The 22,921-nt window shown below is 73.8% G+C and carries 22 protein-coding genes; 13 read left to right on the top strand and 9 right to left on the bottom strand.

All coding sequences use genetic code 11. The annotated features are described in order from the left end of the window. Positions 1-145: 145 nt before the first annotated feature. The 5 genes from ABZ818_RS12945 to ABZ818_RS12965 form a co-directional block, all read right to left on the bottom strand. Entirely contained in the window at positions 146-2,212 is a 2,067-nt protein-coding gene (locus ABZ818_RS12945; protein ID WP_361413298.1) for a flotillin family protein, read from the bottom strand. 447 nt (positions 2,213-2,659) lie between these two features. Then, a complete protein-coding gene (locus tag ABZ818_RS12950) occupies positions 2,660-3,313 on the bottom strand; it encodes a hypothetical protein (protein WP_361413300.1) in 654 nt (217 codons plus the stop codon). A gap of 84 nt (positions 3,314-3,397) precedes the next feature. Then, positions 3,398-4,222 carry a rod shape-determining protein gene (locus ABZ818_RS12955; RefSeq protein ID WP_361413301.1) on the bottom strand — a complete coding sequence of 275 codons (825 nt, stop codon included), beginning with the start codon at positions 4,220-4,222 and terminating at the stop codon, positions 3,398-3,400. Then, complete coding sequence (locus ABZ818_RS12960; protein WP_361413303.1) at positions 4,219-4,590, bottom strand: TraR/DksA C4-type zinc finger protein; 372 nt, start codon at positions 4,588-4,590, stop codon at positions 4,219-4,221. The genes ABZ818_RS12955 and ABZ818_RS12960 overlap by 4 nt, the downstream gene beginning before the upstream one ends. Before the next feature lie 53 nt (positions 4,591-4,643). Next, positions 4,644-4,967, bottom strand: a complete 324-nt coding sequence (locus ABZ818_RS12965) for a TraR/DksA C4-type zinc finger protein (protein WP_225076525.1) — start codon at positions 4,965-4,967, stop codon at positions 4,644-4,646. A 298-nt stretch (positions 4,968-5,265) separates the two neighbouring features. Between ABZ818_RS12965 and ABZ818_RS12970 the strand changes: the two genes are divergently transcribed. The 9 genes from ABZ818_RS12970 to ABZ818_RS13010 all read left to right on the top strand — a co-directional run bounded on the left by ABZ818_RS12970 (position 5,266) and on the right by ABZ818_RS13010 (position 13,917). Then, positions 5,266-6,222: a HAMP domain-containing sensor histidine kinase gene (locus ABZ818_RS12970; protein WP_361413305.1), complete on the top strand. Its 957-nt coding sequence runs from the start codon at positions 5,266-5,268 to the stop codon at positions 6,220-6,222. A gap of 2 nt (positions 6,223-6,224) precedes the next feature. Beyond that, complete coding sequence (locus tag ABZ818_RS12975; protein ID WP_361413307.1) at positions 6,225-6,884, top strand: response regulator transcription factor; 660 nt, start codon at positions 6,225-6,227, stop codon at positions 6,882-6,884. Positions 6,885-6,998: 114 nt separating this feature from the next. Continuing rightward, entirely contained in the window at positions 6,999-7,451 is a 453-nt protein-coding gene (locus ABZ818_RS12980) for a hypothetical protein (protein ID WP_361413309.1), read from the top strand. 102 nt (positions 7,452-7,553) lie between these two features. Further along, on the top strand, positions 7,554-9,896 hold the full coding sequence (gene secD / locus ABZ818_RS12985; protein WP_361413310.1) for a protein translocase subunit SecD: 2,343 nt from the start codon (positions 7,554-7,556) through the stop codon (positions 9,894-9,896). Between the two features lie 168 nt (positions 9,897-10,064). Further along, the gene (locus ABZ818_RS12990) at positions 10,065-10,397 is read left to right on the top strand and encodes a TraR/DksA C4-type zinc finger protein (protein WP_225076521.1); all 333 of its coding nucleotides are present in this window, start codon (positions 10,065-10,067) and stop codon (positions 10,395-10,397) included. Between the two features lie 81 nt (positions 10,398-10,478). Continuing rightward, positions 10,479-11,300, top strand: coding sequence for a rod shape-determining protein (locus tag ABZ818_RS12995; protein WP_361413312.1), 822 nt, complete (start codon positions 10,479-10,481; stop codon positions 11,298-11,300). Positions 11,301-11,392: 92 nt separating this feature from the next. After that, positions 11,393-12,463 (top strand): hypothetical protein, encoded by a 1,071-nt coding sequence (locus tag ABZ818_RS13000; protein ID WP_361413314.1) that lies wholly within the window; start codon positions 11,393-11,395, stop codon positions 12,461-12,463. Positions 12,464-12,501: 38 nt separating this feature from the next. Then, positions 12,502-12,867: a hypothetical protein gene (locus ABZ818_RS13005; RefSeq protein WP_361413316.1), complete on the top strand. Its 366-nt coding sequence runs from the start codon at positions 12,502-12,504 to the stop codon at positions 12,865-12,867. A gap of 144 nt (positions 12,868-13,011) precedes the next feature. Then, positions 13,012-13,917 carry a hypothetical protein gene (locus ABZ818_RS13010; protein ID WP_361413318.1) on the top strand — a complete coding sequence of 302 codons (906 nt, stop codon included), beginning with the start codon at positions 13,012-13,014 and terminating at the stop codon, positions 13,915-13,917. Between the two features lie 33 nt (positions 13,918-13,950). On the opposite strand, the gene ABZ818_RS13015 is transcribed toward ABZ818_RS13010, so the two are convergent. Beyond that, positions 13,951-14,871: an NAD(P)-dependent oxidoreductase gene (locus tag ABZ818_RS13015; RefSeq protein ID WP_361413319.1), complete on the bottom strand. Its 921-nt coding sequence runs from the start codon at positions 14,869-14,871 to the stop codon at positions 13,951-13,953. Positions 14,872-15,047: 176 nt separating this feature from the next. Between ABZ818_RS13015 and ABZ818_RS13020 the strand changes: the two genes are divergently transcribed. Then, positions 15,048-15,545, top strand: a complete 498-nt coding sequence (locus ABZ818_RS13020) for a hypothetical protein (protein ID WP_361413321.1) — start codon at positions 15,048-15,050, stop codon at positions 15,543-15,545. 342 nt (positions 15,546-15,887) lie between these two features. Next, positions 15,888-16,604, top strand: coding sequence for a DUF4142 domain-containing protein (locus tag ABZ818_RS13025; RefSeq protein WP_361413322.1), 717 nt, complete (start codon positions 15,888-15,890; stop codon positions 16,602-16,604). A 40-nt stretch (positions 16,605-16,644) separates the two neighbouring features. On the opposite strand, the gene ABZ818_RS13030 is transcribed toward ABZ818_RS13025, so the two are convergent. Next, positions 16,645-18,330, bottom strand: a complete 1,686-nt coding sequence (locus ABZ818_RS13030; protein WP_361413324.1) for a glycoside hydrolase family 13 protein — start codon at positions 18,328-18,330, stop codon at positions 16,645-16,647. Positions 18,331-18,651: 321 nt separating this feature from the next. On the opposite strand from ABZ818_RS13030, the gene ABZ818_RS13035 reads away from it, so the two are divergent. Further along, positions 18,652-19,608, top strand: coding sequence for an LAETG motif-containing sortase-dependent surface protein (locus ABZ818_RS13035; RefSeq protein WP_361413326.1), 957 nt, complete (start codon positions 18,652-18,654; stop codon positions 19,606-19,608). A 134-nt stretch (positions 19,609-19,742) separates the two neighbouring features. On the opposite strand, the gene ABZ818_RS13040 is transcribed toward ABZ818_RS13035, so the two are convergent. Next, complete coding sequence (locus ABZ818_RS13040; RefSeq protein ID WP_361413327.1) at positions 19,743-20,729, bottom strand: nucleoside hydrolase; 987 nt, start codon at positions 20,727-20,729, stop codon at positions 19,743-19,745. 267 nt (positions 20,730-20,996) lie between these two features. Between ABZ818_RS13040 and ABZ818_RS13045 the strand changes: the two genes are divergently transcribed. Beyond that, positions 20,997-21,767, top strand: a complete 771-nt coding sequence (locus ABZ818_RS13045) for a hypothetical protein (RefSeq protein ID WP_361413329.1) — start codon at positions 20,997-20,999, stop codon at positions 21,765-21,767. Between the two features lie 97 nt (positions 21,768-21,864). Here the strand turns inward: ABZ818_RS13045 and ABZ818_RS13050 are convergent, their stop codons facing one another. Beyond that, positions 21,865-22,632 carry a GAF and ANTAR domain-containing protein gene (locus ABZ818_RS13050; protein WP_361413607.1) on the bottom strand — a complete coding sequence of 256 codons (768 nt, stop codon included), beginning with the start codon at positions 22,630-22,632 and terminating at the stop codon, positions 21,865-21,867. Positions 22,633-22,921: the final 289 nt, after the last annotated feature.

A 22,921-nucleotide genomic window follows, 5' to 3' on the forward strand; every position in this document is an offset into this window, starting at 1 on the left:
TGCGGGCCCGGGGCCCGGCCTGTCCGGCGGATCAGGCCGGCTCCCGCCGGCGGGGCGTCCCGGCCCCGTGATTCCGGCGTGATCGGCGGGGCGGGCCCCCAACCGCCGCCCCATGACGGCGGCTTGGGGCCCGTCCTGCGGGTCGTCAGACTCGGGCGGTGCCGTTGAGGGCGGTGAGCGGGGTGTCGGCGAGGCCCAGCTCACCGGCGCGGTCGAGGAGTTGCTGGAGCTGACCGGCGTTCGTGCCGCCCGACTGCATCATCTTCATCAGCAGCGCGGAGACCGTCAGGTTCTTGACGTCGGCCGAGTTGACCTGGCCGAGGATCCGGGCGAGGTCGTCGGGGAAGCTCGACGAGCCGTCCAGCCAGGGCGCCGCCAGGGCCTGCGCCGTACGGGAGTTCTCCACGAAGCCGTCGACGCCCTTGCCGAACGAGATGGCACTCATCAGACGGTCGAAGAAGACCGACTCGCCGCCGACGATGTCGATGTCGGCGTGCTCCAGGCCGGTCGCGATGACCGTGGCCTGCGCCTCGGCGACCTGCCGCTGCGCCTCCAGGCCGGCCAGCCGGATCTCCTTCTCCGCCTGGAGCCGCAGCCGGTACTCCTCGTGCTCGCGGGAGGCCTCGTCCAGGGCGGCCATCGCGGCCGCCTTCTCGGTCAGGCCCGCCGCCTCGGCCTTCAGCTTCTCGCCGATCGCGGCGGCCTCGGCGAGCGCCTTGGCCTGGGCGCCCTCGGCCTCCGCGCGCAGCCGTGCCTCTGTGCCCTGGGCCTCGGCCAGCGCCTTGGCCTGCAAGGCCTCGGCCTCGGCGCGGCCGGCCTTCTCGATGACCTCGGCCTCCTGCTCGCGGACCTGGATCGCGGCCAGTCCCTCCGCGGCGGCCTCGGCCTTGACGGCCTCCGCCAGGCGGAGCTTGGCGCGCGCGTCGAGGTCGGCGGTCTTCAACCGGGCCTCGGCCAGGGTGAGTTCCTCGGCCGCGCGGTGCGTGGCGGCCTGCTCGGCGGCCTCGGCGGCCTTGATGTCCTTGACCAGCTTCTCCTGCGCCTCCGCCTCGGCGGCGATGATCACGGCCTGGCGCTCGCGCTCCGCCTCCTCCACGGCGCGCAGCTTCTTGATGGACTCCTCCTGCTCGGCGACCGTACGGTCCACCGCGACCCGCTCGCGGACGACCTCGGCGATCTCCCGCTTCTCCGCCTCGACCTCCTTGTCGGCGGCGATCCGGGTGAGCTGGGTCTCCCGCTCCCGGGCGATGACCTCCAGGAGGCGGTCCTTCTCGATGCGCTCGTTCTCGATGGCGATGACCCGCTCGCGGTTCTTCGCGGCGACCGCGACCTCACGGGCCTGGTTCTCGCGCTGGACGCCGAGCTCCTCCTCGGTGTGCAGGAAGGCGCTCTGCGCGCGCAGCCGCTCCTCCTCCACCACGCGGGCGGTCTCGGCCTCCTCGCGGGCGCGGGAGGTCTCGATCTCCCGCTTCTGCTTGATCTCGGCGTCGGCCTGGCGGCGCTCCAGCTCCAGGATGGCCTCGCGCGCGTCGACGTTCTGCCGGGTGATCTCCTTCTGCTCGGTGCGCTGCGCCTCGTTGGTGCGCACGTGCTCCACGGCCGTCAGCTCGGTGATCTTCCGGATGCCCTGGGCGTCGAGGACGTTGCCCGGGTCGAGCTGGGTCAGCGGCGTCTGCTCCAGGTAGTCGATCGCCGCGTCCTCGAGGTGGTAGCCGTTCAGGTCGACACCGATGACCTCGATGATCTGGAACCGCAGTTCCTCACGCTTGGTGTAGAGGTCGGTGAAGTCCATCTGCTTGCCGACGGTCTTCAGCGCCTCGGAGAACTTGGCGTGGAACAGCTCCTGCAGCGTGTCCCGGTCGCTGGCGCGGGCGGTGCCGACGGCCTGGGCGACCCTGACGACGTCCTCGACGGTCTTGTTGACCCGTACGAAGAACGTGATGCGGATGTCGGCGCGGATGTTGTCCCGGCAGATGAGCCCCTCGCGGCCGGTGCGCGTGATCTCGATGGCCTTCACCGAGATGTCCATGACCTCGGCCTTGTGCAGCACCGGCAGGACGACCTGGCCGGTGAAGGTCACGTCGACCTTGCGCATCTTGGAGACGATCAGGGCCTTGCCCTGCTCCACCTTCCGGAACAGCCGGGAGAAGGTGAACAGCACGAGGAGTACGAGGAGCAGGCAGGCCGCGACGAGGGCGCCGATGACATCCATGGCATACGTCCTTGACGGTAAGGAACGGTGAGTAAGGGAGAGACCGGGTGGCCGGGTCCGGCCCCCGCCGTGTCCCGGCGGCTGAGGCGCCGGGCGGCGGGCGGCGGGTGCGCCGCGGAATCGTCGAGCCCCCTCTTCCTCCTGCGACGCACCGGGCGGCGGTACTTCCCCCCTGCCGGCCCCGGCACCGGACATCTGCCGGTGTCCGGCACCGGAACCGTCCGCGGTGCTCCCCTCGCAACATGATGCCCGACCGGGCCCACCTCGCACATTGCCGGTCTCCGGCAGTGTTCGGCGGTACTTCCTGCCGGTGACCTGACAGTGCAGCATCAAGATCGGGAAACCGGGCTCGGAAAGTCGGGCTCGGAAAGTTCGGAAAGCGCCGCCGTCTTCACGGGCGGTATCGGACACGGCACGGCGCGGCCCGCGGCCGCCGGCACCCCGCGGTCACGGGGATGGCGGCCAGCGGGGGGCCGTGCGGGCCCAGGCACTGTCCCAGGCGGCCAGGTTGCGGCGGCGGAGCAGCAGGCCGGCGGCGCCGTACGCCGCGGCGCCGGCGACCGGGACGGCCAGCGCGGCGAGGATCGCCCAGCCCGTGCTGTGGCTGCGGACCTGGGCGGTGGTCAGGGGCGGCTCGGTGATGCGCCCGTCGGTGTCGGCCCATATGTCGACGGAGCTGCCGGCGGGCAGGCCGGGCTCGACGTCGGTCCTGTCGGTGCGGGCGAGCCCGCCCGGGTCGGTGAAGCGCACCGGTACCGGGTAGCGGGTCTTCTTCGCCTCCTCGGAGCCCGGCTCGGGATGGCGGGGAGCGGCGTGCAGGAGGACCGCGGTGGTCTGCCGCCGCGTCTTCTCCTGGTGCTCGGCCGCCTGCTCGTAGTGGCGCAGGGCGTTCTTGCCGACGAAGAACATGGCCACGGGCGTGCCGGCCAGCACGGCCAGCAGGATGCCGAGGCCGATCCACGCCTGGAGCAGGTCGCTGGGGCGGCGCATCGGGTTGCGCCGAAGGCGCCAGAGCACGCGGGTGGGGAGTTCGTCGGGGAGCGGGTCGTCGGGGAACAGCCCTTCGGGGGGCGGCTGGGCCCGAGGGATGCCGCCGGCCATGGTGCGGCCCTCCTTCTGTGTCCTCGTGGTTCTGGTGGTTCTGGTGGTCCTCTTTTTCCGTGCGCTGTGGGGACGGGGGTTGGTCTACGGGGCGGGCGGCTCGGAGGGCTCTCCCGCCGGACCCTCGGGGTGGTCGTGCGCGGAACGCAGCAGGGTGGCGGCGCCGCGGACGGCGGCGGTGTGCGGCGCCGCCACCGCCTTGAGGGGCGCGTGCAGCCTGCCGGTGAGGTGGTAGGTGATCTCCGGGCGCAGGGCTCCGCCCCCGGCCAGCAGCGCGCCCCGGCGCAGCGCGTCCACGGTGAGCGACGTTCGGTCCTGCCGCAGCATCGCGGTCACCATCGTGGCCACCGCCTCGCAGATCTGCACCGGCGAGGCGGAGTCGAGGTCGCTGGTGCCCAGCGCGGTGCGGCGCGCGTCGACGACGGCGCCCTCCGACAGCAGCACCACCTCGGTCAGATGCGCGCCGATGTCCACCACGAGCAGCGGGCGGGACAGGTCCGCGCCCGCGGCCAGGGCGACGGCCCGCGCGCTGGGAATGGTCAGCACGCCGCGCGGCCGCAGCACCTCCACCGCCGTACGGGCCTCGTTGCGGAAGGCCACCCCGTCCAGGACGGGGGCGGTGAGGACGACCAGGGGGCGGGTGAAGCGGGGCAGGCGGTTGCCGAGCAGGCGGTCGAGCATCCGGGCCGTGCCCGCGGTGTCGATGATCGTGCCGCGCTGGATCGGATACACCGCCCCGGAGCCGGGGAACGTCACCGTGGGGACGTCCAGGACCAGCCCCCGCCCGGCGACCCAGGCGCGGGTGCGGGCGCTGCCCATGTCGAGGGCGATGCCCCAGCCCTGCCGGCCCAGCGGCCACGGCCGGTGCCGGGTGGCCGCGGCGGCACGCGAACGCTGGGTGACGGTCACCGTCCGGCCTCCCTGACCTGCTGGCAGCGCGCGCAGTAGCGGGCCTGCGGCACGATCTCCAGCCGCTCCCGCGCGATGGGACGCCGGCACAGGTGGCAGGTGCCGTAGCCGCCCTCGTCCATGCGTGCCAGGGCCGCCTCGACATCGGCGAGGACCATGCGGGCGGAGGCCGCGAGTTTCACGCGTACCTCCACCTGCGAGGCGGCCTGCTGCTGGAGCAGGGCGTCCGCGCGGGACGTCGCGGAGGCCGAGATCTGCTCCAGCTGCTCCTGGCGGAACATGCGCTGCTCGTCGAGGTTCGCGCGGAGCGCGGCGAGGTCCTCGGCCGTCAGATACGTGTCGCGGTCGCCGATGATCTGGTTGTTCACCGTTTCACCCCTTGGGCAGGGCGGAAGACGAAGGCAGGACGGACGGGGCGGGGTCAGGCAGTACGGCGCCGGCAGGCGACGCAGTGCCCCGTGTACGGCAGGATCTCCAGGCGCTCCGCCGGGACCGGCTTGCCGCATTCCAGGCAGGTCCCGTAGGTGCCGTCCTCGATACGGGCGAACGCCTCGTCGATCTCCTTCAGCACCCGCTGGATGGCCTCGCGCTGGGAGGACATCAGGTGGTCGTCCGCCGTCTGCCCGGTCTCGCCGAGGGCTTCCAGCTGGACCAGCCGGGTCCCGCGGGCGTGTTCAAGGCGCCGGCGGGCCTCCTGAGCGGACAGGCGCTCGCGGGGTTCGGTCCGGGCGGCGTCGAGCGACATCGTCAGTGCCCTTCTTTCTGCAACGGGGGACGGGGGTCGGTCACATCAACCCTGGTCGAACCCGCCGCGGTTTCCCATCGGGTCCAGAGCCCATTTGCGGCCGGTCGGGGGATCCACTCGACACGCGCATGGGTAGGCCGCACCCGGCGAAATGGGGACCGTGCCCCATCGCTCCCGGCGGCCGGCGGAAGGCAGACTGACGGCAGGCCCGGTCGGGACCAGGGGCCGCGGCTCGTCCAGGATGCGCGATGCCCGACAGTAGAGAGCAGAACGCATCACGCAAGGAGGCTCAACCCTGGTGTCCCTGTTCTGGCGGATCTTCGGGCTCAACGCAGTGGTGCTGGGCACGGCCACCGCGCTGCTGCTGTGGGCCCCGGTGACCGTCTCGGTGCCGGTCGTGCTGACCGAGGCCGTCATCCTGGTGGGCGGTCTCGCCGTCATGCTGGTCGCCAACGCCGCCCTGCTGCGCTGGGGGCTGGCCCCGGTGGACCGGGTGACGAAGCTGATGACCACCGTCGACCTGCTGCGCCCAGGACAGCGGCTGCCCGAGCAGGGCGGCGGCGAGGTCGCGGAGCTGATCCGCACATTCAACGCCATGCTCGACCGGCTGGAGAACGAGCGGGCCACGAGCAGTGCCCGGGTCCTGCTCGCCCAGGAGGCCGAGCGGCGCCGTATCGCGCAGGAGCTGCACGACGAGGTGGGCCAGAGCATGACCGCGATCCTGCTCGCGCTCAAGCGGGCGGCGGACGAGGCGGACGCGCCGCTGCGCGACGAACTGCTCCAGGCGCAGGAGATCACCCGGGGAAGCCTGGACGAGGTCCGCCGGCTGGTGCGCCGGCTGCGGCCCGGGGTCCTGGACGACCTCGGTCTGGTCGCCGCGCTGACCTCGCTCACCACCGACTTCGCCACCCACACCGGGCTGCAGGTGGTGCGCCGCTTCGACACCGACCTGCCCGCCCTGGAGCCGGAGACGGAACTGGTCCTCTACCGTGTCGCCCAGGAGAGCCTGACCAACGTGGCCCGGCACGCGGACGCCGAACGGATCGAGGTCAGCCTGCGGCACACCGACGGCGCCGTGGAACTGGCCATCACCGACGACGGGCGCGGCATCAAGGCGGCGCACGAAGGCGCCGGCATCCGCGGCATGCGCGAGCGGGCCCTGCTCATCGGGGCCGGCCTCGACATCGCCCCCGCCCCCGCGGCCGGAACCGAGGTCCGGCTGACCGCGCCCGTCGTCCCCAGGAAGCAGACCTGACCATGTCCGAGCCGACCACGATCCGCATCCTGCTCGCCGACGACCACGCGCTGGTACGACGGGGGGTGCGGCTCATCCTCGACCAGGAACCGGACCTGGAAGTGGTCGCCGAGGCCGGTGACGGCGCGGAGGCCATCGAGATGGCCCGCACCCACGACATCGACCTCGCCGTGCTGGACATCGCGATGCCCCGGCTGACCGGGCTCCAGGCCACCCGCGAGCTGGTCGCGCTCAAGCCGGACCTGCGGATCCTGATGCTCACCATGCACGACAACGAGCAGTACTTCTTCCAGGCCCTCAAGGCCGGTGCCAGCGGGTACGTGCTGAAGTCCGTCGCCGACCAGGACCTGGTCGCCGCGTGCCGGGCGGCGATGCGGGACGAGCCGTTCCTGTACCCGGGCGCGGTGACCGCGCTCATCCGCAACTACCTGGAGCGGGTCCGCCACGGCGAGGAGACCCCGGACCAGGTCCTGACGCCCCGCGAGGAGGAGGTCCTGAAACTGGTCGCGGAGGGGCACTCCTCGAAGGAGATCGGCGAGATCCTCTTCATCAGCATCAAGACCGTCCAGCGGCACCGCGCCAACCTGCTCCAGAAGCTCGGTCTGCGCGACCGGCTCGAACTCACCCGCTACGCCATCCGGGCCGGTCTGATCGAACCCTGACCGCCCGCCCCACGACCGCCTGGGGTCCCGGCTGCCCACTCCCCGGCCGGGATCCCGGGTACGACACCCGCGTCCGCCACGAGCGCCACCACGAAACACGGAAGGGGACGGTGCATGCACCCAGCGCCGAGCACCGCCCTCACGTCCCGTGCCCTGGCCCTCCTGACGGCCGCGCTGCTCACCCTGCTGGCGGTCTTCACCACCGGCAGCCCCCCGCCGCTGCCCGCACCCGCCACCGCGGCGGCATCCGTCGCGGACCTCGCGCCCGGACCGCACTCCGGCTCCGCGCCCGGCGGCGGCCACTCCGGGACCGACGAGCGTCCCACGGACGCCCCGCACGCCGGGCAGGGGTGCACCGTCGTCTGCTCCGGGCAGGACGGCACCCGGCAGGAGTTCCACGGGGACCGGCCCGTCGCGCACGGGCAGTTCGCCGCCACCGAGGACGCCACGGACGTCCCCCTCCCCGCACCCGGGCGAACGCGACCGGTCCCGGTGACCGTCGCCGCCCGCACGGTGCATGTGGTGCAGGACGGCGGTCGGGCGCCGCCGCGGGCCTTCGGCATCTGACGTCCCCCGTTCGCCCCTCGACCGCCGTGACCGCGTCGGCCGCAGTCGCGGCGTGCCTGCCGGAGGCCTCCGTTGAAACGTACGAAACGCAGTACTTCCCGGGTGAGAGCGCTGTTCGCCCTCGCCGTGATCGCCCTGTCCGTGTACATCACCGCCACCATCCCCGTCCGTCTCGGACTCGACCTGCGGGGCGGCACCCAGATCGTCCTGGAGACCCGCTCCACCCCGACCACCAAGGCCGACCGCGAGGCCACCGACCGCGCCCTGGAAGTGCTGCGCGGCCGGGTCGACGCGCTCGGCGTCGCCGAACCGACCCTCGTCCGCTCGGGCAGCAACCGGATCATCGTCGAGCTGCCCGGCGTGCAGGACCCCAAGAAGGCGGCCGACGTGCTCGGCCGTACCGCCCAGCTGACCTTCCACCCGGTGGTCGGCGTCGCCGACGGCACCGAGGACCCCGCCACGTCCAAGCCCGAGGCGTCCAAGGACCCCAAGGAACCCAAGGAACCCGGCGCTTCGAAGGAACCCGGCGCGTCCAAGGAACTCGTCCTGCCCGACGAGTCGGGGCAGAAGCTGCGCCTTCAGGACAGCGCCATGACCGGCAAGGACGTCAAGGGCGCCCAGGCCCGCTTCGAGCAGGAGACGGGCGCCGGCTGGACCGTCACCGTCGACTTCGACAAGGCGGGCCGGGCCGCGTGGGCCAAGCTGACCAGTGAGGCCGCCTGCCGCCAGGTGGGCGACCCCGCGCGCCGGGTCGCCATCGTGCTCGACGACCGGGTCATCTCCTCCCCGCAGGTCGCCCCGTCCGTCGCCTGCGGCACGGGCATCGCGGACGGCTCCACGCAGATCACCGGCTCCTTCGACGACGCCCAGGCCCGCGAGCTGGCGCTGCTCATCAACGGCGGCGCCCTGCCCGTGCCGGTCGAGACGGTCGAGCAGCACACCATCGGCCCCACCCTCGGCGCCAGCGCCATCGAGGCCACCGCCTGGGCCGCGATGATCGGCACCGCCCTGACGATCCTGTTCATCATCACCGTCTACCGCCTCACCGGCTTCCTCGCGGCGGTGGCCCTGCTCTGCTACGGAGTGATCTCCTACGCCGCCCTGGCCGTCCTCGGCGCGACCCTGACCCTGCCGGGCCTGGCCGGTTTCGTCCTGGCGATCGGCATGGCCGTGGACGCCAACGTGCTCGTCTTCGAACGAGCACGTGAGGAGTACGCCGGTATGCACCGGCCGAGCCCGCGCTCGGCCCTCACCGCCGGATTCCGCAACGCCTTCAGCGCGATCGCCGACTCCAACATCACCACGCTGATCGCGGCGGGACTGCTGTTCTTCCTGTCCACCGGTCCGGTGCGCGGCTTCGCCGTCACCCTCGCCATCGGTGTCGTCGCGTCCATGATCAGCGCGCTGGTGATCACCCGGGTGCTCGCCGAGTTCGCCGTGGACCGCACCTGGGTGCGCCGCCGCCACCTGCTCACGGGTCTGGCGACCACCGGACGGGTCCGCGATCTGCTCGTGCGCCGCAACCCGGATCTGATGCGCCACCCGCGTCGCTGGCTGGCCGCCTCCGCGGTCCTGCTCGTGCTCGCCGCTTCGGGCGTCGCGGCCCGGGGCCTGAACTTCGGCCTGGAGTTCACCGGCGGCCGGCTGATCGAGTACACCACCGCGACCCCCGTGAACCCCGACCGGGCCCGCACCGCCCTCGCCGACGCGGGCTTCCCCGGCGCGCTCGTGCAGTCGTCCAACGACAACGGCCTGACCGTGCGCACCGAGGACCTGACCGACGCCGAGGCCACCAAGGTCACCGGGACCATCAGCGAACTCGGCGGCAAGACGGAGAAGATCCGCGACGAGCTGATCGGCCCGAGCCTGGGCGAGGAGCTGCGCCGCAACGCGCTCATCGCACTCGGCGTCGCCCTCGGCGCCCAGTTGCTGTACCTCGCGGCCCGCTTCCGATGGCTGTTCGGCACCGCGGCGGTCGCCGCGCTCGCGCACGACGTCGTCATCCTCGTCGGCGTCTTCGCGTGGCTCGGCAAACCCATCGACGGTGTGTTCCTGGCCTCGCTGCTCACCGTCATCGGCTACTCGGTCAACGACTCGGTGGTCCTGTTCGACCGCATCCGGGAACTGCTCGGACGCGACCGCAAGACACCGCTGGAGCAGATCACCAACAAGGGAATCCTGCAGACGCTGCCCCGCACGATCAACACGGGCATGGGCGCGGTGCTGATCCTGATCTCCCTGACGCTCTTCGGCGGGGACTCGCTGACCGACTTCGCGCTCGCGCTGCTCATCGGTCTCGTGGTCGGCACCTACTCCTCGGTGTTCACCGCCTCCCCGCTCGCCATCGAGCTGCACCGCCACCAGCGCGGTGGCCGGCGCCGTGGCTCGGGCGGCGGCGCGGGCGGCGGCGAGCCCGCCCGCCGGAGCGCACCGGCGCGGGTCTGAGGCCCTGACGGTGGGCGGCGGTGCACCCCGCCGCCCACCGGAAATGGGTACTGCGACCGATGGCCGCATCTCGCGCGCGCGGCCACGCTGGAGGGTCAGGAGGGGGGCCGTACGTCACCGCGGCCCCCCTCGTCACCGGCTCTTTTGCCAGAAGGGACCGTATCGCCGATGTCGTGGGAGACCACCAGCAGTGCCTCCGCGGCCGAGCGCCTGAGCGCGCACGATGCCCGGCAGCGCCTCGAACACGAGCGCAACTCCCGCCTCGCCCAGCTGCGGGCCGTCCAGGAGAGCGAGGACGGCGGTCAGGAGGCCGACGACCTTCTGACCGCGCAGAAGAACGCCCTGCAGCGGGCGCTGAAGGACATCGAGGCCGCCTTCGCCCGGCTGGACGACGGCTCCTACGGGAACTGCGAGGACTGCGCCAAGCCCATCCCGGTGGAGCGCCTGGAGATCCTTCCGTACGCGCGCTGCTGCGTGCCCTGCCAGCAGCGCGCCGGCTGATCCGGCCCCCGCGCCCGACGGCGCCGCCGCGTGGCGCAGCCCGTGTCCGCGTCCCCTGCCCGAGGTGAAGGAGGCCGACCGGTGATCCTCGGCGACAGCACGGCGACCGCCGCCCCGGGGGGCCGCAGGCCCACCGGGCCGGTCCGCGGGCACGGTCCGGGCATCGCCCTGGACCTGGGCAGTGCCCGGACCCGGGTCTGGGCGGAGGGCCTCGGCGGCATCCTCGACGTGCCCACCGTCACCCACCAGGGCTCCGCCGCCGCCCGACCCGTCCGGCGCGGCGCCGTCGTCGACCCGGCCGGCGCGACCCGGCTCGTCTCCCGGCTGCTGGCCGACCGCGTCCCGCACGACGCCCGGCCCGTCGTCGTCCTCACCACCCCGGTCCTGAGCGGGCCACGGCCCCATGCCACCGCCGTCGGCTTCCTTCAGGTCCTGCGGCCGCGGGCCGTACTGACCATCGACAGCGTCCGCGCCGCCGCACTGGGCGCCGGCGCCGACCTGTCCGCCGCGCTGCTCGTCATCGACGTCGGCGCCCAGCTCAGCGAGGTGGCCCTGCTCACGGACGGCCGGGTGGTCGCCGCCCGCCGGGCCACCCTGGGCACCGACGACGTGCGCGCCGGCGCCCTCGCCGAACTGGGCACCGCCGTCACCACATTGGTCACCGGGCTGCTGCGGGACGATCCCCGGCCCGCGCTCGTCGACGCTCTCGACCGCGGCCCCCTCCTCGTCGGCGGCGGCGCACTGCGCCCCGAGTTGGCCTACCGGCTCTCCGCGCGGCTGCACACCCACGTCCGGGCGGTGCCGCGGCCGCAGACCGCCGCGGTGCGCGGCGCCGTCGAAGCCCTGCACTCGGTCCTGCGCCATCCCGCCCTGAGCCCGCCGCGGCCCCTGCCGCCGCTGTGACGCCGCCCCCGGCGGAACGCGGCGGGCCCGATTGCGGTCCATACGGTTGTGCGCACGATGGGGTGGGGGAACTGCTAAGGAGCCGAACGGCGGTGCAGCGGCACAGCGGTACGAAGCCATGGACGGGGGAGCCGGGGGAGCCGGGGGAGCCGGGGGAGCCGGGGGAGCCGGGGGGACCGGCGGACGACGAGTGGCGGGGCCGCGAACAGCGGACCGGCCGGTCACCGGACGGCGGACCGGAGGACGGCGGACCGGAGGACGGCGGACCGGAGGACGGCGGACCGGAGGACGGCGGACCGGAGGACGGCGGACCGGAGGACGGCGGACCGGTGCGGGTGCGGGTGCGTGACGCGGCCGCGCGGTTCGCCCGGTTCACCGGGCGGACACTGCGCGCGGAGTGGCACGGCATCGTCGTCGACCCCGTACGGCAATTGGCGCGCCGGGGGCTGTCCGGGCTGGTGCTGGCCTTCGTGGCGGCCTTCGGCGTGATCCTCTTCCACGAGGTGGCACAGCGGCCGGCCGGGGAGGCGGCGGTACGGATCCTCGGCGGCGTCAAGGCCGACCTGCCGCTGTGGCTGACCCTGCTGCGCACCCCGGTGTCGCTGTACGTCCCGGCGCTCGACCTGCCGGTGTGGGCCGGCATCACCCAGCTGTTCCTCGCGTTCGCGCTGGCCGAACTCACCCTGGGCCGGGGCCGGACGCTGTTCATCTCTTACGCGACCACCCTGGCCGGCACCCTCACCGTGCGGGCGATGATCGCGATCGGGCCCGGCTGGTGGGGGCTGGGGCTGCCGCCCGAGGCCGGCCGGATCCTCGACACCGGGCCGTCCGCCGCAGTGGTGGGCCTGTTCACCTACCTGTCCGTGGTGCGGCGCGCCCCGGTGGTGTTCTTCCTGACCGGCGGCTCGATGGTGGTGGAGTCGGTGGTCAGGCCCAACCTGGCCGGCCGCGAGCACCTCATCGCGGTGGCCGCGGCGATCGTCCTCGCGCTCTTCCACGGCCGCGGCCCGAGACGGCTGCCGGGCCGGGCGGCCGTACTGGCCAAGTGGCGGCGGGCTCCGACCCCGGTGAGTACCCCGACGGGCCCGCATCCGCACCACCGGCCGCAGCGTCCGCGACGTCACCCGGCCCTGCCGGGCGCGAACGTCCGGGACTCCTCCTAAAATCACGATGGACTCCGCAGGGGGAAGGGTGAGGGCCGATGCACTGGTTCTGGTGGGTGGCGATCATTTTCTGGACCGGCGGTTTCGCCTGGGTCGCCGACAACGTCCGCACCGCGCTGCGCAACCGGCATGAGCGCAAGCTCGAACTGATGGAGGCGGCGAAGGCCGAGCGGCTGGCGGTCGAGACGGCGCACAAGCCGCCGGAGCCGGTGTGCGGATGCACCCACCATCTGGCCAAGCACGACAAGAACGGCCGGTGCCACGAGCGCGTCGAGGTGCCGACGGCCTGGGACGAGAACAAGAAGCCGCTGCGCTTCGAGCCGGGGCAGTGCAACTGCCAGCAGTACGTGGGTCCTCAGCCGCTGTCGCAGGTGTACGCCGACGAGCTGACCGACCGCGCCTGACGGTCCGGCCGGGCACGAGTGGACGTACATGCTCGGGCCCGGGTGCCGGGAATCCGCGCAGGAGCGTCACAGAGGCTGCACACAGTCCCCCGCGAGCCTTGTTAGCGTGACTGGCCGCTCGGCAGGCCTAGTCAGGAAGACCGGATGGACTACTGCTCCACGTGCCGTAGGCACCTCAACGGCGCCCTGGTGTGCCCCGGTTGCGGTGCGTACGCACCGGACATAGCACCGGACGTCACGGCGCCCCTCACGACCGATACCGCGACCGATTCCGCGACGGCCCGCACGACCGGCCTCTCGGCGGGCGGGGCCGCGGGCCTCGCCCTCGGCGACATACCCGCCGATGTCCCCGCCGGCCTCGCCGCAGACGCGACGGACGCGCCGCCACCGCGGCCCGGGCGTGCGGCCCGGCGCCGTCAGCTGGCCCGCTGGAAGAAGACCCAGCGCAGGGCTCTGGTGGCGACCGCCGTCGCTCTCGTCGGGGGAGGTCTGACCGTCGCCTCTATGGACCGGCACTCCACCGACCGCACGCAGGCGGCCCCGGCACCGGAGGCCCCGCACACGGGCACCGTGGGGGACAGCCGGCCGGCGCAGCACGGTGACCCGTCCTCGCCGCCCTCCGGCGCCCGGCAGTCCCCGCCCGCGGCCGGTGTGCCGCACCAGCGGTCGGCGCCGCGGGGCACCACGCCGCAGGACGTACGCCCGGACGCCGCCGCTGCCCGTACCGCGCAGGCCCCGTCCGCGCCCGCCGGCGCGCACGAGGCGCCGATGCGGACGGTGCTGTCCGCACCGCGGCCGGACAACACGGCGCCGGCCACCGGCGGCTCCAGCTCTACCGCCCGGCCGGGCCAGTCGGCCCCGTCCGCCCAGCCGGTCCCGGCGGGCCAGTCGGGCCAGTCGGCGTCCCGGTCGTCCTCGACGGCGACCCAGCGGACCGCGCCCGGGTCCGGCTCGTCCGACGGCAACGCCCAGCAGACCCCGCAGACGAGCCCCACGGACACGCCCACGTCGCCGTCCCACCTCTGCCTGCTGGTGATCTGCCTCGGCTGACCACCCGGCCCGCAGGTGCGGGCGGCTGAACGGTCAGGGCCCGGCGGGTCCGGCGGACTCGCCGGGCCCGCCGGAGTCGTCTGCGAAGCTGGCGAAGTACGCCGCGGCCATGTCCTCGTCCGCATGGCCGCCCGCGGCGGCGCGAGCGAAGCGTTCGGCGCTCGCGGCGGCCACGTCGAGGCGGACGCCGTGGGCCTCGCCGGCCTGGACGATCAGGCGGGCGTCCTTCTCCGCGGTGGCCACCGCGAAGCTCGGGGGCAGGTAGGCGCCGTCGAGGATGACGCCGGCCTTGGCATGCAGGTAGCCCATGTCGAGCGGGCCGTCGGCGATCAGGTCGAAGAAGCCCTGGGGGTCCACGCCGAGCCCCTTGGCCAGGGCCAGTGCCTCCCCGGTCGCCGCGGTGGCCGCGATGACCCAGCTGTTGGCCACCAGCTTCAGCCGGGTGGCGGTGGCCGCCGCGGCGTCCTCACCCGTCCACACCGTGTGGGCGCCGACCGCCTCGAACACCGGCGTCACCGTCTCCCGGCCCTCGGCCGGCCCCGCCGCCAGCACGGTCAGCCGGCCGGCCTCGGCGGGCTGCCGGGTACCGAGCACCGGGGCGTCGTAGAGGATCAGTCCGTGCTCACGGGCGAGGGCGGCCAGCTCACCGGCCGCCTCCAGGCCGACCGTGGTCGACTGCGCCCAGACCGTGCCCGTACGCAGCGCGGGGGCGGCCTCGCGCATGACCTCCAGCACCGTGCCGCCGTCGTAGAGCATCGTCAGGACCACATCGGCGCCGCGCACCGCCTCGGCGGGGGTGTCCACGACGTGCGCGCCGTCGGCGGCCAGCGGCTCGGCCTTGGCCCGGGTGCGGTTCCACACCCGGACGGTGTGCCCGGCCTTCGCGAGGTTGCGGGCCATCGCGCCGCCCATGATCCCGGCGCCCAGGACGCCCACGGTACGGATGTCGGTCATGTCGTCCTCCTCCTGATCGATGCGGTGAGTATCGCGCGGGCCCCGGGCCCTGTGTCCGGCGAAGCGGCTCGGCCACGGGGCCGCACGGGTGACACGAAGGTGCGGGTACCCGTGCCCGGCGGTTCACTTGAGGGGCGGCCGGTCCCTCCTCCGCGCGAGGGGCGGGCGAACGGGCAGTGGGAGGCGACACGGCCGGTCACCGGGCACGCTGGACGACGGGCGCGGCGCTCGCGGTGGCCGTGGCCCTCGGTACGACCGGCTGCTCCGGCGGCGGCAGCGCCCCCTCCGGCAGCGCGAGCGACGCGGCGTCCGCGGTCTCCTCGCTCGCCTCGCAGGCCGACGAGATGCTCTCCTCGGCCACCGCGGAGGCGGGCCGCAGGCTGGACGAGGTGAAGAACGGCATCGACGCCCGGAGCGCCGTGGCCCTGGGCGCCCCGGCCACCGCCTCGGACGGGCACGCCACCGTCGCGGTCAGGGTGGAGAACAGTGCGGGCTCCGCCAAGTCCTTCGCCGTACAGGTCGACTTCAAGGACAGCGGCGGCAACCTGCTCGACACGGTGGTCGTCACCGTCCCCGACGTACCGGCCGGGAAGACCGCCACGGCCACCGCCCGCAGCGTCCGCAAGCTGTCCGCCCCCGTCAGGGCGGAGGTGGGCACCGCGCTGCGGTACTGACCCGCCGCGCCGCGCGCCCCGGGCGGCGCACCGAACACCGCGGGGCTGTGGGGGGCATGCGGCCGAATGCAGGGCGGGCATCCCCAGGGCTCACCCCAGAGCCGGTCAACGTTGCGTCAACCTTGCTGCTGCGCAGGGAACTTGAACACGGAGACCGCGAAGGGGACCCAACTGCCCGCGGGTGTGAGCAGCCTCACATCACGTCCGGTTCTTTTTACCAAATCAAAAGGTTCTTTACGCTTCCCGGCCCGTACATGTGGATGTCCGAACCGCCCAAGGCGGGACCATGACCGGGCAGGAGGCACGGTGCGCTTTTCGCGGAACGCGACGGGAACTCTTTTCGTGGGCGGTGCCCTCAGCCTGACCCTGGTCGCGCTCGCCTACCCCAGCATGCTCGGCCTCGAGAAGGTCTCCAGCGACGGCTCCCGGATCATCGCCCAGACCCAGTGGGGGCCGCTGACGGAGGCGGACCGGGACTTCGTGGTCAAGGTGCGCGCGGCCGGGCTGTGGGAGTACCCCGTCGGCGAGATGGCGGTGAGCAAGGGGACCACCAAGGAGGTCGTCAAGGCGGGCAGGCACCTGATCGACGGGCACGCGCAACTGGACGTGAGCTGCCGCAGGATCGCGCCCATGCTCAACATCACGCTGCCGAACGTGGCCAGTCCCCAGCAGCAGGGCTTCGTCACCCAACTCGCCGGGGACACCGGCAAGCAGTTCGACTCCGACATGGCCAACATCCTGCGCGTGACGCACGGCTCGATCTTCAACACCATCGCGAAGATCCGCTCCACCACCAAGAACAGCCTGGTCCGCGAGCTCGCGAACCAGGCCAACGCCACCGTCCTGGACCACATCACGGTCATGGAGGAGACGGGCCTGGTCAACTTCGACCAGGTGCTCTTCATGCAGACGACCCCGCCCAAGCTGCCCGACTCGGACCTGACCCCGCCGCCCCCCTCCGGCGGGCAGCCCGAGGTCGTGCTCACCCCGCCGCCGAACGCCACGTCGAGCCCGCTGGTGCTGCCCGGCGACCCGAGCCCCAGCCCGGCGGCGGGCTGAGGCGGAACCCCCGCGCGGCAAGGAGCCCGCGCGCGGGCAACTACGCGAGCCACACGGTGGTGTCCGGGTCCAGCCGGCGCTCCGTCAGGGGCGAACTGCTCAGCAGCACCTCCCCCGGCGGCAACGGCACGGCCCGGCCCGACAGGTTGGTGACGCACCGCCGGCCGCCGGAGCGGGCGAACGCCAGCACCCCGGCCGGGCCGTCCTCCACCCAGGTCAGCGACTCGCCCTCCAGCAGCTTGCGGCGCAGCCGCAGCGCCGAGCGGTACAGCTCCAGGGCCGAGCCCTCCACTCCGTCCTGCGCCTGGACGGCGTACGCGGCGAAGCACGGCGGCTGCGGCAGCCAGGCGGCGCCCGGACCGAAGCCGTACGACGCCCCGGTGGTGGTCCACGGCAGCGGCACCCGGCAACCGTCGCGCCCCTTGCGGGCACGGCCGGTCTGCTCCCACACCGGGTCCTGGAGGACCTCGGCGGGCAGGTCGGCCACCTCCGGCAGGCCCAGCTCCTCGCCCTGGTAGAGGTAGGCCGAGCCGGGCAGGGCCAGCATCAGCAGCGTCGCCGCGCGGGCGCGGCGCAGCCCCGCGGCCTCGTCGACGGCCGGGGCGCGGCCGCCGGACAGCAGCCAGGCGTTCTCGTCGGTGCCGGGCGGGAGCATCAGACGCGAGGCGTGCCGTACGACGTCGTGGTTGGACAGCACCCAGGTGGCCGACGCCCCCGCGGCCCGCGCCGTGGCCAGCGACTCGGTGATGACCTGCCGCAGTCGGCCGGCGTCCCATCCGGTCTGCAGGTATTCGAAGTTGAAGGCCTGGCCCAGTTCGTCGGGCCGGGCGTACATCGCACGCCGGGCTCCCGGCACCCAGGCCTCGGCGACCGCCGAGCGCGGCGGGGAGTAGGAGTCGAGGATCCGCCGCCAGTCGCGGTAGATCTCGTGCACCTCGTCCCGGTCGTAGTACGGATGGCTGCCGGGCGGCACGAGCGGCAGCGCGCCCTCGCCGGTGGCGCCGATGTCCCCGACGTCCCGCAGCGGCTCGTCGAGGTCCTTGGCCAGGGCGTGCGCCACGTCGACACGGAAGCCGTCCACGCCGCGGTCGGCCCAGAACCGCAGCGTGGTGCGGAAGTCGGCGCGCACCTCCTCGCTCCCCCAGTTCAGGTCCGGCTGCTCGGACGCGAACAGATGCAGGTACCACTGCCCGTCCGACACCCGCCGCCAGGCGCTGCCGCCGAAGACGGACTGCCAGTCGGTGGGAGGAAGTTCGCCGTGCGCGCCGCGGCCGTCGCGAAACACGTAGCAGTCGCGGGCGGGGGAGCCGGGGCCGGCCCGCAGCGCCTCCTGGAACCAGGGGTGCCGGTGGGAGGTGTGGTTGGGGACGAGGTCCACGATCACCTTCAGGCCCAGGCGGTGCGCCTCGGCGGTCAGGGCGGCGAAGTCGTCCAGGGTGCCCAGGCGCGGGTCGACGTCCCGGTGGTCGGCGACGTCGTAGCCGCCGTCGGCCAGTTCGGAGGGGTAGAAGGGGCTGAGCCACACGGCGTCCACGCCGAGGGCGGCGAGGTGCGCCAGCCGCCCGGTGATGCCGCGCAGGTCGCCGAGCCCGTCGCCGTCGGAGTCGGCGAAGCTGCGGGGGTAGACCTGGTAGACGACGGCCTGCCGCCACCAGTCCGGGTTCCTGGACGACAGGTCGGGCGCGGTGTCCTGCGGGGAGTCGTACGTGGGGGCGGGATCGGTCACGCGGTCTCCTCTTCGGTGCGTACGGCGGACGTACGGATGGCTACGGCCGACACGAGAACTCTGTCCACATCGCCCGAAAAGTGAACACCGACCCCGTGACGGAGCGAGTCGCTCCCTATGTGTCACAAGCGTGATGAAGGCGTGAAGTCCCTTTGTGTGCCGGCAAATTGACAGGCTCAGCCGCACACACGACCATGACCTCACACTGTGGCGCATGTGACCGATGGGCCCGTTGTTCTCCTCGACCTTCCGTCGGCCCGTCCTGGTCCGTGCCGTTGCCCCGCGACCAGCCACCCCGCGCACAAGCAAGATGGGATCCGTATGTCCATAGCCAGTCGTGTCTCCGCCGCCCGCCTGCTGGGAACGGGCGCCGCGACGCTCGCCCTGTGTGCCGCCTCCGTCGCCGCCGCCTCCGGTGCCTGGGCCCACGGCGCGCCAGGCGGCGAGGGCTGGAAGGGCGGCGGCCGCTACCAGCCCGGCACGGGCGCCGGCACGGTCACCGAGAGCGACCGCTGCCAGTTCTCGCTCGACGGCAAGAACTTCTACGACGCCGTCAAGGTCGACGACCAGAACCTGCGGCCCACCGAGGACGGCAAGGTCCACATCACGGTCCGCACCGCCCACGACGCCACGACCTGCACCGCCTCCCTGGCCTCCTACCTCGCCCATGGCGCGACCTTCGCCAGCTCCGGCGAGCAGGTGTTCGTCGACTTCGACACGGTGACGGTCAAGCGGGGCGAGACCGGCTCCCTCGACATCGCCGTCCCGGACGCGGGCTGCTTCGCCCAGGTCGACCTGTACCGCGGCGCGGTCAAGTTCGACGGCAGGACGGACGCGGACGACGGCTTCGAGCACGGCGACCTGCCCAAGGGCCCGGACCGCCCGGTCATCAAGGACAAGCTGATCGCGGCCTGGAACGGCGGCACCAAGGACTGCACGGCCACCGAGGAGCAGCCCCCGGCCACGCCGCCGGCCCCGTCCGCTCCTGAGTCGTCGGCCCCGGCCGAGGAGCCGACGCTCCCGGCCACGAAGAGCCCCGCCGAGACGGAGAGCCCGTCATCGGCCCCGGCGACGCCGCCGAGCGAGGCCCCGGCCCCGTCCGCCTCCGAGTCCACCACCGCACCCGCCCCGGCCCCGAACGGCGGCAGCGGCGACCTCGCCGAGACCGGCGGCGGCAGCGGCACCGGCCTCGTCGCCGCCGGCGCGGCGGTGCTGCTGGCGGGCGGCGCGGCGCTCGTCGTCACCACGCGGCGCCGGGCGGCGAAGCAGGCCTCCTGACCCGCGGAACGGCTGGCGGGGTGCCGGCCGCCACGGGTCACCGACGGCGGCCGGCACCTGGGGCGTTGCCCCAGGGCCTAGTGCTGCGACCGGAAAGGTTCACCGGCTCGCGGCAAACCTTTCCGGTCACAGCACTAGGTGTATTGGCCCGCAGCGCTGTCCCCGGTGCCCTCGACGGTGGTCAGGTACAGCCGGACGTACCGCTCGGCGTCGATGTCCAACGCCACGTCCGCCAGGGCCTGTTCGCGGGCCTCTCCGTGCAGTTCCGCCTCGCCCGGACGCGGGCGGCGGTCGACGACCGTCTGCCCGCGGGCCGGGCCCGGCGCGAGGTTCACCTCCACCGGCAGCCGGTGGGTCGTCAGCCCGTCCGGGTCGGCCACCGAGCACACCGCGCCCGCGTCGCCGAGGACGCCGTGCGAGGCGTCCTCGCCTGCGGCCGGGTCGGGGCGGGACAGCAGCAGTCCGGCCAGCCGGGCGCCGGGCTCGTCGCGCCCGCACAGCCGCCGTACGTCCGCCTCCGGCACGAGCACCCGCTGGAACACGTCGAGCCCGTACATCGTGATCGGCACGCCCGCGGTGAGCAGGACCGCCGCGGCCTCCGGATCGTGCCAGACGTTGAACTCGGCGACGGGCGTGGCGTTTCCGGTGGCGACCGCCCCGCCCATGAACACGATCCGCTCGATGTTGCGGGTGACCTCGGGGTGAGTGCGCAGCAGCAGGGCGATGTTCGTCAGCGGCGCGGTGGGAATCAGGGTGACCGGGCGATCGCAGTCCAGGATCGCGTGGCGGAGCAGGGTCACCGCGTCCACCTCGACGGGACGGCGGGCCGGCGCGGGCAGCCCGAGGTCGCCCATGCCGTCCCTGCCGTGCACATGAAGGGCGGTGCGCAGGGGTTCGAGCAGCGGCCGCTCGGCGCCCCGCGCGACCGGGACGGCGGGAGCGCACGCCTGCTCCAGAACGGTCAGCGTGTTCCGTACCACCTGGTCCACGTCCGCGTTCCCGGCCACACAGGAGACCGCGCGCAGGTCGAGGCCCGGGTGGCGGACGGCGAACAGCAGCGCGAGCGCGTCGTCGACGCCGGTGTCGCAGTCGATGATCACAGGAGTGGGCCGCGAGGTCACAGGGCGCTCCTTCCGTCGTACGGGCTCCGTCGTGAGGGGTTCCGCCGTACGGGTGCCGCGTTCGGGTGCCGTGTACGGGGCCATCACCATCGTCACTTGCCCGGCCCGGTGCCGCGCGCGCCCGTCCGCCGGCCTTCCCCGCTCCACGGCGCTCACCCGGACGGACCGGCGCGCTGGTGGGCGGGGCCGCCCGGTGGTGCCGTGGGAGGAGCGCCGCCGTCCGGACGCCAGGTCCGCGGCGCGCGTTCCGTCCGTCTGGAGGCATGCATGTCCCGTACCCCGGCCCGTGTCCTGGCCGCCTCCGCGCTCTGCGCGGCCGTCCTGCTGACCGAGGCCGCCTGCACCGCCGGGCAGTCCGGCCGGACCGTCCACGCCTCCGCGCCGGCGGCCACCCGCCGGTCCGGCGCCGCCGCCGCGGTGCCGGACGCCGCGCTCACGCCGGACCAGGCGCGGACCGCGTTGCTGACCGAGGCCGACCTCGGAGCACGGTGGGCGCCGACCCAGGGCGCGGCGACCTGGCGGGACGGCGTGCTCAAGGCCCGGGCCGACACCACCGAGTGCGGGCGCCTCCTCGACGCCCTCTACACCGAGGAACCGTTCGGCACGCCCTCGGGCACGCACGCGGTGGCCGCCTACGACGACGGCGACGACGGGGCCCAACTGCGCCACCAGGTGCTCGCGCTGCGCGCCCCGGACGTGGACCGGACCCTCGCCTGGCTCAAGAACATGCCGCAGACCTGCGCAAACTTCACCGCCTCGGCCACGAACTCCGACTTCCTGGACGTACGGGTCGCGGATCTCGCCCTGCCGAGCGCCGGCGACGCCCGCCAGGGCCTGCGCCTCACCTTCACCGCCGAGTCGTACGACGACACCCTGACCACCCTCACCCTGGACCTCGCCACGGTTCGCGTCGGCGACGACGCGATCGTCCTCACCACCGGCATCCTGGGCGCCCCGCTGCGGGACACCACCGAACAGGCGGTCCAGCACGCCGTGGACCGCCTGACGGCAGCGCACAAGGCAGGGACCCGGGCCTGAGCCCCGGTCGGCCGCCGTCGCCGGTCACGCGTGAGCCGCACCCGCAACCGCCGTGCGTACGCACGGCTTTCGGTCCCAATGAACGGTTCGCGAGGTTCTAGTCGCGGTCGAACCTCTTCCTGTGGGTGATCACCTCGTGTGCCACGTCGAGTGCCGTGCGGCTCTCGGCGAAGGCGTGGGCGCGCAGCAGTGCCAGTGCCTCGTCGGCGCCGACTCCGAGCTGGGCCATGATCATGCCGATGGCCTGGTAGACCTCGTCCTGCTCCGCGGCGACGGCGCGCAGCCAGGACGCCTCTCCGACGCCGCCGCCGGTCACGTCGGCCTTGTAGGCTGCGTCGTTCTCGTCGTTCTCGTCCAGGGGCAGGGACATCAGGGCCAGCGTCATCACACCGGCCATCAGCCGCGCGGTGTGCAGCTCTCGCCCGCTGAGTTCGTGCGGGGCGTCGCCGTACAGGTCGAGCGTGCCCACGCAGACGGCGTCGTCGCCCAGCGGAACGGAGTACACGGCCCGCACGCCGGCCTCCGCCGCCTGCTGGGCGAACACCGGCCAGCGCCGGGCGTCGCGGCCCGCGGTCAGGTCGGACGCCAGCACGGGCGCGCCGGCCTCCGCCGCGTACATCGACGGCCCGTCGCCCAGGGTGGCCTGGATCTCGGCCAGGCGGGCGGCCACCGCGTCGCTGGCACCCATCCGCACAGGCATGCCGTTGCCGCGCAGCGAGACGCTGGCGCCGGTCACCGGCAGCAGTTCCACCGCGACCGCGCACAACCGGCCTGGGACCTCGGCGGCCGGTACGCCCCGCACACCCTCGGCGATCACGTCGGCGGCGTCCAACGGGCCGCGTACCCGGTCCCGCCCGCGCGCCATCCCACCCGCCCGCTCCCGACAACCCTCGCCCCCGCGGCCTTCGCCCCGGTGACCCTCGCCCCCGCGGCCCGGCCGGCCCTCCCGGTCGGGTTCCTCGCCCGGGACGTCGCGGCCGTCGTCCCTGGACCGCACGGCCACCGCCTCCTCACGTCATCGGCGCGGCCGTCGTCGCCCGTCCGCGCACCCCGGGACCAGACGCACCCGCACGCGCCGAACGAGGAGAACCGCACGAAAGCGAGTCCCCGGCCCGGGGCACGCGGCGGGTACCCCCGGCGCACCCCGGGAAACC

Origin of the sequence: Streptomyces sp. NPDC047453 (genome assembly GCF_040643155.1) — a bacterium.
Classification (GTDB): domain Bacteria; phylum Actinomycetota; class Actinomycetes; order Streptomycetales; family Streptomycetaceae; genus Streptomyces.

Bases quoted from the DNA above. Each gene is read 5' to 3' on its own strand.
- ABZ818_RS12950 (WP_361413300.1), bottom strand. From the start codon at position 3,313: ATGGCCGGCGGCATCCCTCGGGCCCAGCCGCCCCCCGAAGGGCTGTTC.
- ABZ818_RS13035 (WP_361413326.1), top strand. From the start codon at position 18,652: ATGTCCATAGCCAGTCGTGTCTCCGCCGCCCGCCTGCTGGGAACGGGC.
- ABZ818_RS13005 (WP_361413316.1), top strand. From the start codon at position 12,502: ATGCACTGGTTCTGGTGGGTGGCGATCATTTTCTGGACCGGCGGTTTC.
- ABZ818_RS13010 (WP_361413318.1), top strand. From the start codon at position 13,012: ATGGACTACTGCTCCACGTGCCGTAGGCACCTCAACGGCGCCCTGGTG.
- ABZ818_RS12965 (WP_225076525.1), bottom strand. From the start codon at position 4,967: ATGTCGCTCGACGCCGCCCGGACCGAACCCCGCGAGCGCCTGTCCGCT.
- ABZ818_RS12975 (WP_361413307.1), top strand. From the start codon at position 6,225: ATGTCCGAGCCGACCACGATCCGCATCCTGCTCGCCGACGACCACGCG.
- ABZ818_RS13015 (WP_361413319.1), bottom strand. From the start codon at position 14,871: ATGACCGACATCCGTACCGTGGGCGTCCTGGGCGCCGGGATCATGGGC.
- ABZ818_RS12945 (WP_361413298.1), bottom strand. From the start codon at position 2,212: ATGGATGTCATCGGCGCCCTCGTCGCGGCCTGCCTGCTCCTCGTACTC.
- ABZ818_RS13050 (WP_361413607.1), bottom strand. From the start codon at position 22,632: ATGGCGCGCGGGCGGGACCGGGTACGCGGCCCGTTGGACGCCGCCGAC.
- ABZ818_RS13045 (WP_361413329.1), top strand. From the start codon at position 20,997: ATGTCCCGTACCCCGGCCCGTGTCCTGGCCGCCTCCGCGCTCTGCGCG.
- ABZ818_RS12990 (WP_225076521.1), top strand. From the start codon at position 10,065: ATGTCGTGGGAGACCACCAGCAGTGCCTCCGCGGCCGAGCGCCTGAGC.
- ABZ818_RS12980 (WP_361413309.1), top strand. From the start codon at position 6,999: ATGCACCCAGCGCCGAGCACCGCCCTCACGTCCCGTGCCCTGGCCCTC.